This is a genomic window from Flavobacterium sp. ov086, assembly GCF_900187965.1.
Taxonomy (GTDB): domain Bacteria; phylum Bacteroidota; class Bacteroidia; order Flavobacteriales; family Flavobacteriaceae; genus Flavobacterium.
Genome location: NZ_FZNL01000004.1, coordinates 281,679 through 298,544, shown reverse-complemented (window position 1 = coordinate 298,544; position 16,866 = coordinate 281,679). Strand labels below are relative to the sequence as shown.

15 protein-coding genes are annotated in these 16,866 nt (G+C 33.8%); 7 read left to right on the top strand and 8 right to left on the bottom strand.

The features are described from left to right. Positions 1-282: 282 nt before the first annotated feature. Complete coding sequence (locus CHB81_RS06830; RefSeq protein WP_089351139.1) at positions 283-1,104, bottom strand: alpha/beta fold hydrolase; 822 nt, start codon at positions 1,102-1,104, stop codon at positions 283-285. Between the two features lie 94 nt (positions 1,105-1,198). Continuing rightward, positions 1,199-1,969, bottom strand: a complete 771-nt coding sequence (locus tag CHB81_RS06825) for a carboxylesterase (RefSeq protein WP_089351138.1) — start codon at positions 1,967-1,969, stop codon at positions 1,199-1,201. A gap of 394 nt (positions 1,970-2,363) precedes the next feature. On the opposite strand from CHB81_RS06825, the gene CHB81_RS06820 reads away from it, so the two are divergent. Continuing rightward, positions 2,364-2,906, top strand: coding sequence for an isochorismatase family protein (locus CHB81_RS06820; protein ID WP_089351137.1), 543 nt, complete (start codon positions 2,364-2,366; stop codon positions 2,904-2,906). 378 nt (positions 2,907-3,284) lie between these two features. On the opposite strand, the gene CHB81_RS06815 is transcribed toward CHB81_RS06820, so the two are convergent. Then, positions 3,285-3,776, bottom strand: coding sequence for a GNAT family N-acetyltransferase (locus CHB81_RS06815; RefSeq protein ID WP_254920999.1), 492 nt, complete (start codon positions 3,774-3,776; stop codon positions 3,285-3,287). A gap of 460 nt (positions 3,777-4,236) precedes the next feature. On the opposite strand from CHB81_RS06815, the gene CHB81_RS06810 reads away from it, so the two are divergent. The 3 genes from CHB81_RS06810 to CHB81_RS06800 are packed head-to-tail and all read left to right on the top strand — an operon-like array spanning position 4,237 to position 5,729. Then, a complete protein-coding gene (locus CHB81_RS06810; protein ID WP_089351136.1) occupies positions 4,237-4,818 on the top strand; it encodes a TetR/AcrR family transcriptional regulator in 582 nt (193 codons plus the stop codon). Between the two features lie 58 nt (positions 4,819-4,876). After that, the gene (locus CHB81_RS06805) at positions 4,877-5,368 is read left to right on the top strand and encodes a thioesterase family protein (RefSeq protein ID WP_089351135.1); all 492 of its coding nucleotides are present in this window, start codon (positions 4,877-4,879) and stop codon (positions 5,366-5,368) included. Next, positions 5,361-5,729 (top strand): polyketide cyclase, encoded by a 369-nt coding sequence (locus CHB81_RS06800; RefSeq protein WP_089351134.1) that lies wholly within the window; start codon positions 5,361-5,363, stop codon positions 5,727-5,729. The genes CHB81_RS06805 and CHB81_RS06800 overlap by 8 nt, the downstream gene beginning before the upstream one ends. A gap of 244 nt (positions 5,730-5,973) precedes the next feature. Here CHB81_RS06800 and CHB81_RS06795 read toward each other — a convergent pair whose 3' ends face one another. Both CHB81_RS06795 and CHB81_RS06790 read right to left on the bottom strand, forming a co-directional pair. After that, the gene (locus CHB81_RS06795) at positions 5,974-6,666 is read right to left on the bottom strand and encodes a LytTR family DNA-binding domain-containing protein (RefSeq protein ID WP_089351133.1); all 693 of its coding nucleotides are present in this window, start codon (positions 6,664-6,666) and stop codon (positions 5,974-5,976) included. Then, positions 6,663-8,375 carry a histidine kinase gene (locus CHB81_RS06790; protein WP_089351132.1) on the bottom strand — a complete coding sequence of 571 codons (1,713 nt, stop codon included), beginning with the start codon at positions 8,373-8,375 and terminating at the stop codon, positions 6,663-6,665. The genes CHB81_RS06795 and CHB81_RS06790 overlap by 4 nt, the downstream gene beginning before the upstream one ends. Before the next feature lie 58 nt (positions 8,376-8,433). Here CHB81_RS06790 and CHB81_RS06785 point away from each other — a divergent pair, with 58 nt between their 5' ends. Beyond that, the gene (locus CHB81_RS06785) at positions 8,434-10,809 is read left to right on the top strand and encodes an outer membrane beta-barrel family protein (RefSeq protein WP_089351131.1); all 2,376 of its coding nucleotides are present in this window, start codon (positions 8,434-8,436) and stop codon (positions 10,807-10,809) included. A gap of 308 nt (positions 10,810-11,117) precedes the next feature. Here the strand turns inward: CHB81_RS06785 and CHB81_RS06780 are convergent, their stop codons facing one another. Both CHB81_RS06780 and CHB81_RS06775 read right to left on the bottom strand, forming a co-directional pair. Continuing rightward, a complete protein-coding gene (locus CHB81_RS06780; RefSeq protein WP_089351130.1) occupies positions 11,118-13,220 on the bottom strand; it encodes a M56 family metallopeptidase in 2,103 nt (700 codons plus the stop codon). After that, a complete protein-coding gene (locus CHB81_RS06775) occupies positions 13,217-13,579 on the bottom strand; it encodes a BlaI/MecI/CopY family transcriptional regulator (protein ID WP_089351129.1) in 363 nt (120 codons plus the stop codon). Before CHB81_RS06775 ends, CHB81_RS06780 begins: the two co-directional genes overlap by 4 nt. 304 nt (positions 13,580-13,883) lie before the next feature. Between CHB81_RS06775 and CHB81_RS06770 the strand changes: the two genes are divergently transcribed. Both CHB81_RS06770 and CHB81_RS06765 read left to right on the top strand, forming a co-directional pair. Beyond that, a complete protein-coding gene (locus CHB81_RS06770; protein ID WP_089351128.1) occupies positions 13,884-14,441 on the top strand; it encodes a GNAT family N-acetyltransferase in 558 nt (185 codons plus the stop codon). A gap of 95 nt (positions 14,442-14,536) precedes the next feature. Next, positions 14,537-15,463, top strand: coding sequence for a phytanoyl-CoA dioxygenase family protein (locus tag CHB81_RS06765; protein ID WP_089351127.1), 927 nt, complete (start codon positions 14,537-14,539; stop codon positions 15,461-15,463). Positions 15,464-15,466: 3 nt separating this feature from the next. Here CHB81_RS06765 and CHB81_RS06760 read toward each other — a convergent pair whose 3' ends face one another. Beyond that, positions 15,467-16,666, bottom strand: a complete 1,200-nt coding sequence (locus CHB81_RS06760; RefSeq protein ID WP_089351126.1) for an MFS transporter — start codon at positions 16,664-16,666, stop codon at positions 15,467-15,469. Between the last annotated feature and the right edge of the window lie 200 nt (positions 16,667-16,866).

The window sequence follows — 16,866 nt, the reverse complement described above, 5'->3', positions numbered from 1 at the left end:
GATAATTAGTTTAAACTCAATGTCTTTTATAATATTGTATTATAAAAAAACGTACTTAAGCTTTCCTTAATCATTTTCTTAATAAATCTTAAGGTACAAAGAACAGAAATAAATTTTATTCTGAGATTATTTAACAGAAATTTATACTTTAAAAAATTGTATCCTAATAATCAGAAATAACTTTAATATAATGGCAAAAATAAAACCTCTTTATTTACAAAAGAGGTTTCTGTTATTATAAAATCAAATAACATTGATTATCTGTTATTTAAATTCTGATACCTAAGATTTAATAAATGCTAATATATCGGCATTAATAGTTGGAGCATCAGTTGTTGGCATTCCGTGACACAGCCCCGGATAAGTTATCAGTTTTCCGTTTTTTACAAGCTCAGCTGCTCTTAAAGCAGTCGTTTTATAAGGAACAATTTGATCGTCTTCTCCGTGTAAGACAAGCACAGGAACATCGACACTTTTTAAATCTTCGGTAAAATCAGTTTCCGAAAAAGCTTTTACACAATCAACATGTGCCTTAATACCGCCCATCATTCCCTGACGCCACCAGTTGTCCTGAATTCCTTTTTTTATATTGGCCCCTTCCCTATTATAACCATAAAACGGGAAGGTTATATCGTGATAAAATTGCTGTCTGTTATTGGCTGTATTAAAACGAATATCATCAAAAACGGCCAATGGCACACCTTCCGGATTATTAGCATCTACGATCATATAAGGCGTTACAGCGCTTATAAGTATTACTTTTGAAACCTTATTTTTCCCGTATTTTGCAGCATATCTAATAGCTTCACCCCCTCCGGTTGAATGTCCAATATGTATCGCATCCTTCAGCCCTAAAAACGTTGTTAATTCGTCTACATCAGCAGCATAAGTATCCATTTCATTGCCTGTATAAGTTTGTGTAGATCTTCCGTGTCCGCGTCTGTCGTGTGCAATTACTCGATATCCTTTTTCTAAGAAAAACATGATTTGTGCATCCCAATCGTCTGCAGACAATGGCCAACCGTGGTGAAAGAAAATTGGCTGTCCTGTTCCCAAATCTTTGTAATAAATTTCTGTTCCGTCTTTTACTGTAATCGTGCTCATTTTAATTTCTTTTAATGGGTTTATTAATGATTTAAAATTGAATGCGTCTTATTAAGTTTGATTTTCTAAATTTCTAAAATCATTAGACAAAAGTCTACAGTTCCTCATACCAGTCTAAAATATAGTCTGCTACAATTTCCCAACCTTTCTCTCCACAGATAAAGTGGCTTTTTCCCTGAAAAATTTTCAAATCGACACGACTATTTTGATCTGTATATTTATGTGCTAATGTTGTTGTAAGAGCCTGTGGAAATATATTATCACTTCCGCCGCCAATAAATAAAATTGGCTCATGCGGTTTTTTGAAATTAATGTTAGAGAAAGAATTCAGTACCAGTTCACGACTCACTTTAAAACTTTCAGGTACTGCAATACTATCAAAAGCTTTAGCTCTTTCTACTTCCGGCAATGTGTTGAAAAAGCATCTATCATACCATTCCCGACTTCCCATAAAATAGTCTTTGCCAGAAAAGAAACCAAATGCAGGGATCACTGCTTTTAATGTTGCAAATGGCGGAAACACATTCTTTGGCGGCGCACCGTCTACACTTACTGCAGCCGCAACTTTATCTAGTTCTAACAATTTCATTGCTGCCATTCCTGCCATAGAGTGCCCTATAACTAATGGTTTTTCAGGCAAACTTTTAATTAGTTCCTGAATATTATTAACCACATCTATAAAACCTGTTTTGGTAAGCGCAGGATGAACTTTGTTTCTTAAATCTGCCGGAACACCTTCATGCCCTGGATTTGCCGGTGTGTAAACCGTATAACCTTTTTGTTCGTAATGGGTTTTCCATTTTTCCCAGGTTAAGTTGTTTACAAAATTTCCGTGTATTAAAATTATGGATTTTGATTTTGTCATAAGATTGAATATTTAATGAGTAATAAAGTATTGTCAATGACGGTTGAATAATTTTAAGGTCTACATACTGATTTGTTATTTTTCAGAATAAAAGACCTTAATTTTATGATCTCGAAAACTCTGAGCAATCACTAAGCCAAAATCACAAATTACTTATTATCAATAAACTACACCAATATAAACATTTTTTTTATAACTACATTTCGCTAATTTTCAATCACTATTGTGATATATAACAAAAAGTGACTTTCTATAAAAAGAGGTAAAAATTGGAATTAACGATTCATAAATATCAATTCACAAATTGAGAAGTTTGCTGGAGCAAAAGAATTGACTTTTTAGTAAATTTGAGAGTATTATCAATTACAAACTTGTATAACCAAAAATAAGGTCTATGAAAATTTCAGCATCAAATTCTACATTACTTGTCATAGATGTTCAGGAAAGGCTGTTGCCGAAAATTCATGAAAATGAAGCCGTTATGAAAGATGTTATCTGGGCAATAGATTTAGCCCAAATAATTGGTATTCCGATGCTTTTAACAGAACATTGTCCGGACAAAATTGGCACTACTCCTTCAATAATCAGAGAAAAATTTAATGATGTTGATATGATAACCAAAACTTATTTTTCGGCGGTTCGTGAAGGAAATCTTCTCGCTCATATTCAAAAGGAAAGAAAACAGATTATTGTAACCGGAACCGAAGCTCACATTTGCGTGCAACAAACGGTTTTGGATCTTTTAGAACTGGATTATGAAGTTTTTATACTTGATTCAGCCGTTGGAACCCGAAATCCAAACGATAAGGAAAGAGCGCTACAAAGAATGCAACAAAATGGCGCCGAAATAATTACACGCGATATGCTGGCTTTTGAATGGCTGGAAAAAGCCGAAACAGAACTTTTTAAAATTGTACTGAATAGGTTTATTAAATAGGTTTAATCCCCCACAGGCAATATCATCAAATTAAGATACTTAAGATTGTGTTCCATCGGAATACCTCATTGGTAGACAAAAAAATGCATCGTGAGAAACATCGTCCCATTGGGATGTTTGAGCATAGTATATCTAATCTGTATTTGTTTTTATCAATATTATTTATAAAATCAAACGTTCCTACGGAACGTGAAAAAACGCCCAATTTATTGGGCTACCAATGAGATGTTCCGATGGAACAAAAAAAGAAATATAAATACGTATAGTAATAATGACTGTGAAATTTATTTTCTCATAATCAATTTGTTCCATTGGATTTTTCCTTAACCTAATGACATTGCTCATAGTGACTACATTTTACAAATTAATACAAATCACTTACGCATTCTTCGGATTGTATAACATCGCTGTACACAAACAGTTTTTTCTGTCTTTGCTCATTAAAATGGGACAATTGATACAAGAATTGCAGCTTTCCCAAAAAACCTCATCTTTTGTTAATTCTGAATATGTGACGGGCTCAAAACCCAGTTCGTGGTTCATTTTCATTACTGCTAATCCAGTCGTCAGACTAAAAATATTCGCATCAGGATATTTTTGACGGCTTAATTCGAAAATTTTCCTTTTAATACGTTTTGCAAGACCTGTATGTCTAAATTGAGGTGCAACTATCAATCCGGAATTAGAAACATATTTACCATTTTCCCACGAAGAAATAAAAGAAAAACCTGCCCATGTTCCATCTGATGCAAAGGCAATAATAGCTTCACCGTTTTTCATTTTTAATTCGAGTGATTCAGCAGAACGTCCGGAAATACCTGTTCCTCTCGCTAAAGCGGAAGTTAATGTGACTTCGCAAATTTCTTTGATCCAAAAAACATGATTGGCGTTCGCAACTTCAATCGTAAAATCAAGTAATTCTTCTGTGATTTGATTGCTTTGCTGTAAAATTGTTTTGTTTAAAAATGGATCGGGCAACGGAAAATCTTTGCATGAAAAATCTATGGTAGAATGTTTGGTTTTCATAATTGATTATTAGAAATACAAAACATTCCTGTTCAAACGATATTCCATAATCACTTCTCTAATCAACAATCAAACATAACATCTTATTTATAAATAATTTACAACAAAATAAAGATGTTTATTACAGAACTATATGCGTATCAAAATGATATGGTTTTATCATTTTGATATCTTCAACTCTTCCAATAATCGAACTAAATAATCCCGTTTTTTAATTTTTCAAATATTAAATGAAATTTTTCAAATACCGATCGGTATTTATAATTATATTTGTTCTAACTTTTTTATTTCAAACAGAAAAATCATGAATACTTCTGAATTTATACTGGACAAAGTGGCTCCTATTTTTAATAAACAGGGATACATTGGCACGAGCCTAACTGATATCACAAAAGCGACCGGTCTAACAAAAGGAGCTATTTATTGCAATTTTTCTAATAAGGAAGATTTAGCATTACAATCATTTCAACTCAATATAAATGTAGCCATAACGCCATTATTTAAACTAGTTGCTGCCAAAGAAGGGTCTTTGAATAAATTATATACGATAACAAATTATCAACGCAGTTATTATGATTTAGTCAAAGACAGAGGCGGATGTCCTATGTTGCGAGTTGGGGTTGACACCAAATTTATTAATCCGCTATTATTCGAAACGGCGCAAAAATTATCTCAAAAATTTACTTTGGGTTTAACTAATATCATTACCGATGGAATCGCAAATAACGAAATTCAAGCCAATACTGATCCCGATAAATATGCAAAAACAATACTGTCGCTTATTGAAGGAAGCTCGCTTTTGGCATTTACCCATAATGATCAATCTTATATTGATAATGCAATGGACTTTATAGATAGTACACTTATTGAAAGCATCAGGAAGTAGAAAAATTTTTTAACCTATCAAATACCGATCGGTATTTGATGTAATTATAATTAGAAAAATGGAAAAAGTATTAAAAACAAAAAGAAAAGTCAGATTTCAGGATTGTGATCCTTTTAATCATTTAAACAACTCCAAGTATTTAGAATACTTCCTTAATACCCGCGAAGATCAAATTGCAGAACACTATGATCTTGATGTGTTTAAATACATGCACACAACGGGACTTAGTTGGGTGGTTGCTTCCAATCAGATCAGTTATATAAAACCAGCTTTTACAATGGAAACCGTATTAATTGAATCGCAATTGATTCAATATACCGATAATCTTCTGCTGGTTGAAATGAAAATGTGGAACGAAAACGAAACCGAATTAAAAGCAATTTTATGGATAAAGTTTATTCCGTACAACATTCAGACAAAAAAAGCGGCCAATCATTCTGAAGATTTAATGAAACTATTTCAATCAGTTGTTGTGCCTGTTGATCAATTCATTTTTGAAAATAGATATATCGCGACTATTCAAAATCTAAAAGCCAGAACTCATGCCTAAATTAGAAACAATAGAAGAATTTATCGCAATGGTCGAATCTAACGAGCATGATAAAGCAATCGAGAAATTTTATACGATTGAAGCTTCCATGCAGGAAAATCAGTCGGAACCAAGGGTTGGTCGGGATTTTCTTGTTGCTAACGAAAAAAACACTCTTTCGAAAGTTAAATCATTAGTGTCTAAATGCATTCGCCCTTATTTTATTAATGGCGATGATGTTGTAATTCAATGGTTTTTTAAATTTGAGTGGAAAGACGGACGTGTTTCTGAAATTGAAGAAATCACTTGTCAAAAATGGGAAGGTGAACTGATAAAGAAAGAAAAGTTTTTTTATGACCCGAAGCAGTTTTTGGAGATGTAAATATTAAAAACTGGCTCATTGATTTTAACACATAGGAACATAGATTCTGCAGGCTCAAAAAGGCATTTCACTTTTTTAAACACACAAATCTAATACAATTCTTTTTAATCTCCAGCTCAAGCTGGAGGCTATTCAATTCGAAAATCTTGTTGCAGTATACCCAATTCCAATGAGTTAAAAACTATTTACCAATAATTTAAGCAACTTTTGCTTGGTTTAAATTATTGGTAAATAATATGAATTTCTAAATCAGTTTATGCCTGATTTCTTTATATCTGGAACGCCCTACGGGCAATACCTCAGCGTTTTTAAGCAAGATACTGTATTTGCCTCCTGCTTCTACCGCAAACTTATCTGCCTCATGCCAGGAAAGAATATAGGATTTATGTATTCGTTCAAATGTTGGAGGAAGTAATTTTTCTAACGCCTCCAATGATTTATCATGCAGTTCTATACGCCCATCTGACAAATGCAATTCGGTATAAATTCCTGCGCCTTTAATATATCGGATGTCTGCAATTCTTACCAGTTTAATAGCTTTTGCTTTTTTTACTGCCAAAAACTGAATGTCCTGACCTATTTTTTCTGGCATTGTAAAACGCATGAAAGCTTGTGATAATCTGCCTTCATCAAATGGTTTGGGTACAAAATCCAATACGCCATAAGCAAATGCCGTAATTGCTTTGTCTGTATAAGCCGAAATAATAATGGTTTGAAAAGATTTTGCCACGACATTTTGGAGAACATCAAATCCGTCTTCCCCATTTAAATTTAAGTCGAGTAACAACAAATCGATTGAATGCTGATCGATCGTATTTAATCCATTTTCGATCGAATCACAAAGCAAAATCTGAACCTCTTTATCAAAGAAATTCCGAGTCATTCTTTCTATCCGTTTGGCAATTCGGGCCTCGTCTTCAATAATCAGGATCTTCATCTTTTATCAAAAATTTTAATAGTTGTCAGCCAGCCTTCCTCTACAGCAAAAGAATCAAACTGCCAGTTGTCGCCGTAACTTTCATTCAGTCTGGCTTTGATATATTTAAAACCAGTTCCACTGCTTTTATCTTTTCTTATTTTTCGGTTTTTTGCCTCGGTTAGCAGTGTGTATTGTTTATAGTTTTTTTCTTTGGTAAAGCTCAAACAAAAACGGATGCAACCCTGTTTTGGCGGTAAACTGTGTGTAATTCCGTTTTCTACAATAGTATGAAAAATGGCAGGCGGAATAGTCTCATTATCATCAATCTCTTTTTCGTCCCATTCATAACAGACTTCTTTACGAAAAGACATTACTTCTAAATGTTTTCGGCATAAATCTATTTCTTGTCGGATTGTGATAAGTGTATCTTCGGCAATTGCATTCATAATATCAAACTCATCCGCCAATGCCCGAATAAATACAACGCCTTGCTGCGGTGATTCTTCGACCCAATCAATCAATGAAGTCAGTGTATTACGAAGGAAATGGGGCTGAATATTTTTCTTAATCAGTTCTAACTGCAATCTTGAGGAAAGCAGTAATGAGGCATTATGAGCTTCTTCAATAGCTTTGGCTCTAATGGTATGAAGATAAAGCATCGAAAGTACGATGATTGTAAAAGCGATAAACAATCCAAAATCATAAAACATAAAATAATTAACTGCCGCACTTGCAAATAAACCAACTACAACAATTAGTCCTCCTTTAATTTTTCGGGCAGCAGCATTACTGGCGACTACCATTGATGTAAGCCACATCACGTCGCTAAAAAGTATTGCGGTAAGATCGTAATGGTGATAATTTACTATATATATTGCAATAAGACTGGTAAGCAAAAGAATCAAGAACAATCGCTTTTTTTCGAAATCAAACTGTAGCATAAAATACCACGGAACCAGTACTGAAATGGCAAAGGTGAGCCAGCCCACAATCTTCATGCGGATAAAAAATCGGGTATAAGGAATGTCTATATAAAATTTGACGTATTCTATTATTAACAAACAGAAGAAAAGCAGACAAATTATTCCAAAAAGTAAAACCGTTGTTTCTTTACGGGTACTGTTTATGTACAGAAAAAAATAATAAATAGACGCAATCAAAAAAGCTCCTGCCATGAGATTCATATAAGACATGACAATAAGCGGTGCGCGATGAAGTCTTAAAAAGCTTTCAAGTTTTACATCAATTCCTCGTCGTACTTCTCGTAAATGCGACTGAGTTCCCACTAACGTTACAACGTGTTTGCCAATAGCAGACAATTTTTCGGGTATTTGATAATACGTTGTTTCTGTTCCCGGTACTTCGGCCTGTCCTGATTTTGCCATTATGCCGTTGCTTCCCACCAAAACATTATCCCAATAAACATCAAAAGCACCAAAACCGTTGACCTGTAAACCCAGCGGCGTAGCTTTGTTTTCGCGTGTAAATAGTTCTACATCTATAGTAACTTTAAAGATAGAATCTCCAGATTTGCCCAGATAATCGTTAAAATGGTCATCATCGATATAATAGGTTACATCCGATTTTACATACTCATTATACTGTTTACATGAGGTAAACAGGAGCAGTAGAAAAACGATAAAAAAGGAAAATCGATACATGAGATAAAGATAAAATAAATATCGAATAGAGAAATGCATTTCAAAAGCTCTTAGAGCCGTTTGCATGTTTTAAAAGGCTGGATTTTGTTTTATCAACTAATCTTGTACTATAAAACCAATCGATATGAAAGCTTTAATAACCTACATTTTAATTTTATTGTTTCCTCTTTTTGCCAACGCACAGCAAAGCGCTGTTTCTGGTAAAGTTCTGGACAATACAACCAAAGAAACATTGCCGTATGTAACTGTAACCATAAAAGACAATGCCTTAAAAACAATGGTTGTTGGTATTACTGATGAGCATGGTATTTTTAGTCTGGAGAAATTACCTCTTGGAAAAATGAATATCACCTTTAGCTTTATGGGATATCAATCCTATACTCGGCCGTTGGAAGTCGTTTCAGGCAAGACAAAAATCGAGTTGGGAATAATAGGTTTAAATAGTGATGCCGTACAATTGAATTCAGTGATGGTTACTGGAGAAAAACCTAATGTCAGTTTAAAACTGGATAAAAAAGTTTTTGAGGTAGGCAAAGATGTGCTTTCGCAGAATGGCTCTGCACATGATGTCCTGAATGGTGTTCCATCGGTGGCGGTAAGTCCAACAGGATCAGTAAGTCTTCGCGGTAATAGTAGTGTTTTAATATTGATTAATGGCCGTCAATCCGGGCTTACACAAGGTAATGCGCTTGATCAAATCGCAGCTGACCAGATCGAGCGTATAGAAGTAATTACCAATCCGTCCTCGAGATATGATGCTTCAGGTTCGGCAGGTATTATTAATATTATATTGAAGAAAAACAAAAAAAGTGGTTTTAGCGGTCAGGCACGATTGGTAGCCGGATCACCAAACGATAGCCGCTTTAATCCAAGCCTTAACTATAAATCAGATAAGATTAACATTTTTTCCAATTTCAGTATCCGTTCTTCTGATTATGTTGGCTTATATACCACAAATCAGTCGACCGTTAATAATGGCACAACATCATTAATGAACCGTGTACAGAACGAAGACCGACACGACGACGGTAAATTGATTTATCTTGGTGCCGATTATTTTATTGATGACCATCACACTATAACGGCTGCTTTTTTAAAAAATGCTACTCATGATAATGATAAAACACGTTTATTGTATGATTACAGTACTACTAACAACATTCAGGACAGCATTTTAAGAAGGAACGGAAAATCATTGGAAAAAAGAGATTATAACCAATTAGAATTTAATTATACGCAGACATTTAAACAGGCTGCAAAAAAATGGACCATAGATATGCAGTATGATTGGTGGAACAGCGATAAAAACTGGAATCTTATGACGCAACGTTTAGCTCCAACAGCAAAGGTTTATCCCGGTATTAGAACAAACTCAATAGGTAACAGTAAAGATTTGCTGATTAAGAGTGATTTTATACAACCTATTGATAGTACTGCGGTTTTAGAGTTTGGAGTCAAAACGGAAATTCGTAAAGTCTCCAGTGATTTCCTTGCAGAAGAACAGCAAGAGGATAACTGGATAATCTATCAAAATATTGATAATCATTTAAATTATAATGAGAACATAACGGGTGCTTATGCGCAGTTTAGCGACAAGATAAAACGATTCAATTATATGCTGGGCTTGCGAACAGAGCTGACTCACATTTCTATTACCGATATTAAAAATACGTATAGCGACGAGAAAAATTACGGACGACTATTCCCTACCGTGAATTTGAGTTATAAATTTAATGCCTCAACTTTACAGCTTAATTACAGCAAGCGCATTAACCGTCCGCCCCTATATGCATTGTATCCTTTTAATGAACTGACCGATTTAAACGCGCAATATATTGGTAATCCAGATTTAAATCCTTCTTATTCTGATGTGTTTGAACTGGCTTTTCTTAAAACATGGAAAAAACTGACCTTAAATCCTTCTGTTTATTACCAACGGGAGAAGGATTATATTCAAGATTTTACCTATCGTCAGGATGATATATTTTTTACAACGCCCATCAATATTGATTATGAAATACGTAGTGGTATGGAACTTTCTACATTATACAATCCGCTGAAATGGCTCCAGATTAATGCCGAAATGAATTTTTATCGCTTTGAGCAAAAAGGAAATTATATGGAAAAAGATCTCGGCTATAGCGGCAACACCTTTACCGGACGTTTAAGTACACAGATTAAACTGCCAGCCAAATACAGTTTTCAGGGGCGTTATAACTTTCGTGGCGCCCAACAAAATGCGCAAACCAAAAACGCAGCATTGCAATCTCTGGATTTTGGATTGAGCAAGATTTTATTAAAAGACAAAGCCACTATTGTATTTGATGTGACTAATGCTTTTGACTTGCGCCAAAACAAAAGTACCACAACTGGTACAGATTATTATTTTACAGAAAATAGTATCCCTAACGCCGCCCGATACCGACTCAGTTTTGTTTATCGCTTTAATCTAACCGATCCAAAAGGAATCAGACAAGCAAATAGTGCCAATCGCAATTAAGCCTATATATAATGAAAAAGCCCATTCCTTTCGGTTTGGGCTTTTTTAGTCTTACAACTTTGATTATTTTGGTTTTTCTTAATTAATTCAAGTTGCTGGTTAATAAAGTGTAGTCCCTACGGGACAAAAATTGACATGAATAAATTGATTTTTACCAATATGTAATCTCTCAGAGATATTTTTTTGTTACTCCGTTAGGAGTTAAATATTGGTAGTAGAATAATAAAATCTACCAGAAAAATATCCCGTAGGGATTAAACTTTTTTAAAGCCAACTTATTTATCAAATTGTTAAACTAGCAACTTATATTAATTACCAAGAACAGCTTTTAATTCGATATACTTTTCTAAGTTTTTAAAATCGTGTCCCTTACCTCTCATTGATTTGATGAAAGATGGTGTAGTTCCGGTTGCTTTAGCGCCAATAATATCGTCTATAGCTACATCAGTAAAGCCAAGGTCTTTGTATTGTTGCATTAAATCCGGTGTTATATTTTGTGATTTCAAGGCAACCAAATCGCTTGCGCTGATATTTTTATATCCTGCTTTTTGAAACTCGGTTACATACTCTGGCGTTACATTCAATGACTTCATTGCGATAAAATCATCTACCTGAATATCTTTGTATCCCGCTTTTTGAAAACCACTTATATATTCAGCAGTTACATTTAGGGATTTCATAGCAATCAAATCACTGTTTGAAATGTTATTGTAACCTAATTTTCTGAAAGAATTAATATATTCCTGATCAACATTCAAGGCCTTAAAAGCAATGATATCGTCGTCATCTTCAGAATCTTTATCATTATCTGTCTTATCTCCTTTGGTAGAATTACGAACATCAGTAATGTATTTCCCATCAATACCCTGAGATTTCAAAGCGATAAGTTTACCTGGGCTAACATCTTTATATCCTGCTTTACGTATTTCTTCAATAAAGGCTTTGTCTATACCTAATGATTTAAAAGGAACCAGATTGTCTAAATCAATATCCGGAATCGCTTGTTTGATAGAAGTAATATAAGCCTCATTTATATCTAAGGCTGCAAGAGGAATCAGCTGGTCTTTGTCAATATCATTGTAACCGTTTTTCTTCAGCATTTGCACGTAAGAAACTTTTATATTGATCATATAGAAAACAATAATATCAATGTCTTTTTTAACCATTACTCCTTCTTTTAGCATTGCTGCTCTATAGGCTGCATCAGGTATAAATTTATAGGTTCCCATACCTTTATCACCTTCAAATTTTCCGTTAAAAGACATTGTTCCTGCTTCACGTGTTAACGCAAATGTACCTTGCTTATCTCTTGGAATATTTGCCAGTTCACTTAATTGAAAAGTACTTGAAGAATTATCGGTTTCGTTACTTTTAAAGTTAATCTCTACCGTATTGCCTTTGATTGTGGCAAACCAATCCCCTTCTGTTTTCATTTCGCTTTTAATATCCAGGTTCTCTTTTAGTTCCTCCTGAGAAGTAAGCGTTTTTAGATTTTGACTTTGCGCTGCCGGTTGATTAAAAAGGCATGCAAATAATACCAATAATGGCAGTAGGAAAAAATATTTCCAAGTGGTGTGCACATTTGATTTTTTTGAGTTCATCATGATGATTCGTTTTTTTAATAATGATTGATTATAGTTAGTTGTAAGACTCAAAGGGAATTGTGGCGCAGCTACTTTTAGTAAACTAAACTGGTAGCTTTCTTTTTCGACAGTATCTTGTTGTAACATTTGATCGTCTGTCAAAAACTCAAGATTAATTTCTAAGGCTTTTCTCCATTGCCATGCAAACGGATTGAACCATTGAAAAATAAGAACCATCTCAGCAAGCAGAAGGTCTATAGTATGTTTTTGCTCAATGTGGATTTTTTCATGCAGCAAAATTTGATTGTAGGTTTCCCATTCGTATTTCTCCGGATTGATAAAAATATTATTAGCAAACGAACACGGTGCTTTATCGTCTGTTATTTCGATAATTCGGAATTTTCCATCCTGAATAACTGATTTTGAATAAGCTCTGTAAAGTAACAAGACAACTTGCATCAAAAAGTTAAGTGCAAAAACTATTACACCAAACCAATACAAATAAACCAGCCATCGAACTCCAGATTCAAGATTGAAAGTTTCGTTGGTTTGTTCCACAATTGTTGGTTCAACAGTTTGAACTTTAGATTGTACAGATTCAATTTTACTAACGGGAATTTTAGTTACCTCAACAGGTTTTTCTACAGCTGCCTTTCTTAATGATAATTGCTGAGGAATTGGAACCAATGGCAAAATAAAAGCCATTATCATACAAGACAACAAGATGTATCTGTTAAGATGAAAGAAGGTTTCTTTTTGCAGAAGCAATTTGTAAAATACAAAACAAGCTGTGAGAATAAGTGCTGTATATAAGATATAAGGTATCATACTTTTCCTTTTTTAATGATATCAACTATTTCATCCAAATCATTTTCTGTAAGTTTTTGCTCTTTGGCAAAAAAAGCAAGCATTCGTGGGTACGAATTATCAAAATATTGGCTAACAATATCTTTCAAGGCAAATTGTTGGTATTCTTCCCTGCTGATTATCGGAAAAAAACAATGCATATTCCCTGCCGTTTCACTATTCAGAAATCCTTTATCTTTTAGAATCTTTACAATTGTTGCAACACTATTGTAATGTGGTTTTGGATCTGGCAGCAATGGAATTATGTCTCTTATAAAGGCTTTGTCTAAATCCCAAAACACTTGCATGATTTGTTCTTCTCGTTTGGCTAATTTTATCATGGTTAAATCTTTTTACGAAGATACTACTAATTAATTAGTAGACAAACTAATTGATTAGTATTTTTACTAACAAATTAGTACTTACTCAAAAACTCCTGATTTTAAAAGCTTTAAGACAACATAAAAAAGATCCTTTTTTTTACAAGCACTTTTACTTTAGAAATCACAAGAAAATCTAAGATCTATTATTTTATGAAGTATGGCAAGTATGTGCTATTTATTTTTTAAATTTCCTGCTCTGAAAAAATAGAGTAATACCATTTTTTTCAGTAAAAAAAACTTGTAATGCAAATAAATTTAAAGAATGGTATTAGATTTTAAAAACTTCCCACAACTTCAAACAGATCGGTTAATATTGCGAAACATTGAAAATACTGATGTCAACTTAATTCATAAACTACATTCTGATGAAGTTGTCAATGCATTTGTTGGAAGAGATAATTCATCAACTTTACAAAAAGCACAGGATTACATCCTTAAAATGCAAAATTTAATCGAACAGAATAAATGCATTTATTGGATTATAAGTTTCAAAGAAAGCAATGATCTGATTGGTTCAATTTGTTTGTGGAATTTTGATCTTGAAAACGAAATTGTTGAAATTGGCTATGAAATGCTGAGTGAATTTCAAGGAAAAGGTATAATGAGCGAGGCTATAAAAAAAGTCATCGAATATGCATTTGGAGAAATTCAGGCCAAAACAATTACAGCATTTCCATCCTCTGACAATATCAATTCTGTAGCAATGCTTAAGAAAATGAATTTTGAGTTTGAAGACAAAAAATACAACAATAGTCATGAAAAAATAAAAAATCTGGTCACTTATACTTTAAGAAATAATAAAGAGCAAAACCATTTTTAATACTTTATTCGAATACTAAATCAGGTATTTATACTTTAAACAGAAAACCGTAAATGAATTATTTTTGAATTAACTGATTCTTAAAATCTATTTAAATGAGAGAACCTCTAATCATTCTTGAAAAACTATGGAACCGTGCTTTGTATCCTTCCAATATTTCTTCTGGAAATACTACCCAAACCTGGAATGAAGAAATAAAAGCTTTATATCAATTGGGTATTGGTATGGAAGACACGCTACAGTTTCTATATTTTGAGAAACCGGATTTTGAAACTTTCAAAACCTGGATTAATAATAAAACGAAAATCGAAAATACCGAATCCCCAGATTTTACAGCTAATGTTCTTTCAGAAGAAGACCTTCGGTTTTGGGATAAAAATGGTTATGTTATTATAAAAAATGCTGTCTCGAAAAAAGACTGCGAAGATACTCAACAAGCTATTTGGGAGTATTTAAAAATGGATCCCAACAAAAAAGAAACGTGGTACAACAGACATCCGGATCAAAAAGGATTGATGCTTAATTTTTCGGATCATGAAACCTTAAATAAAAACAGATTTTCTCCAGGAATAAAAAAAGCTTATGAACAGCTTTATAAAACAGATAAAATATACAAAACTATTGACAAAGTAAGTTTTAACCCGCCTGAAACTGCTGATTTTAGTTTTTTAGGAAGTTTACTTCATTGGGATACAAGTTTAAAACAACCCATAAAATTCGGACTTCAGGGACTACTCTATCTTACTGATTGTGGTGCTGATGACGGAGCATTTCATTGCGTTCCGGGGTTTCACAACCAAATAAATCATTGGCTGGATAATCTTGAACCAGACGAAAATCCCAGAGATAAAGCTATTGCTACATTACAGCCAAAAGCTATTACAGGTAATATCGGTGATTTTATAATCTGGAATAATACATTACCGCATTGTGCTACACCAAACAGAGGAAAAACTCCAAGAATGGTTCAATACCTTACCTATTTACCAAATGATTATAACACTGCGGGAGAATGGATCTAAAATCTAAGACTCAGAATCAATCACGTTTTTTTCAACTTTTCGCAAACGCATCACAACATAACCTAAAGCCAGAAAAACCATTGTGGCACTTGCATACATAAGCATCGGGATTTTTGCAATCACATCCTGATACATCCATCCTGCGATAAGTGCACCAAGTCCAATTCCTGCCTCAAGCGCTATGTACATCGTTGCCATGGCTTTACCACGATGATCAGCGAAACTCATGTCAACGGTCCACGCATTTAAAGCCGGTGAAACAATTCCGGTCGAAACTCCATAAAGCGCTGATCCTACTAAAAGTCCGGTGATTGAGGTCGAAAATCCAACAATAATAAGTGAAACAATCAAAAAGAATAATCCAATTGCGATTATATGTAAGCGACCATATTTGTCAGATGCTTTTCCGGCTCCAAAACGAATCATTACTGAAGTAATTGTAAAAACCATAAAAAACAAACCTTTGTTGGTAATTCCTAAATGCTGACTCCAATCCGGAATTAATGTCAATATTACGCCATAAGCCATATAAGAAAGAAAAGTTACTATTGCTGCCGGTAAAACCTCTACTGCAATAATATCTTTTCTTGAAATCTTTAAAATACGGAGACTAAAACGCTGTTTGTGTTTTAAAGTTTCCTTCATATTCATCAAAATTACAATAGACATAAGGGCAAAAACCGACGAAGCATAAAAAAGCATGTTCATCGAAGAATATATTTTAATCGTACTTCCAATAGCAGGTCCCAAAGCCATTCCTATAGAAAAGCAAAGTCCATGCAAGCCCAAAGCTTCTCCCCAACGCTCCCTTGGAACAATATCTGCCACATAAGCTGCTGTTGCCGTAGGTTTAAATCCCGTAGAAAAACCATGAATCAATCGCAAGAATAAAAAACCCGAAACTGTTCCTAAAACAGGGTAAAGAATACCACAAACAAAACAAACAATTGATCCTACAGCCATAACAGGAACTCTTCCTAAAGTATCTGTCAAACGACCACTAAAAGGTCTTGAAATTCCTGCTGTTAATGTAAAAAGAGCAATAATCAATCCCTTATATTCTGCCCCGCCCATCTTGCTTAAATATTCAGGAAGTTCGGGAATTAACATATTAAAGCTAGCCGAAAAGAGTAACGAACTTAAACATACTAATCCAAATTGAAGGTTATAAATAGGATGAATGGCTTTGACAGAAGAATTCATGAGGTAATTTTAGAAGCGCAAATATAACGAAAACCCCACCTTCAAACTAATCGATCAATCATAAACCTGATAAGGTAAAGAAAAGAGAACAATTGGGCTTCATAAAGACTTTAAACACTATCGTAGCTCTTTCTAATCTTAAAAATTGATCGCAAATGCTTTCTAAAATTCATCTGATAAAAGTCTTATTATGATGCTTT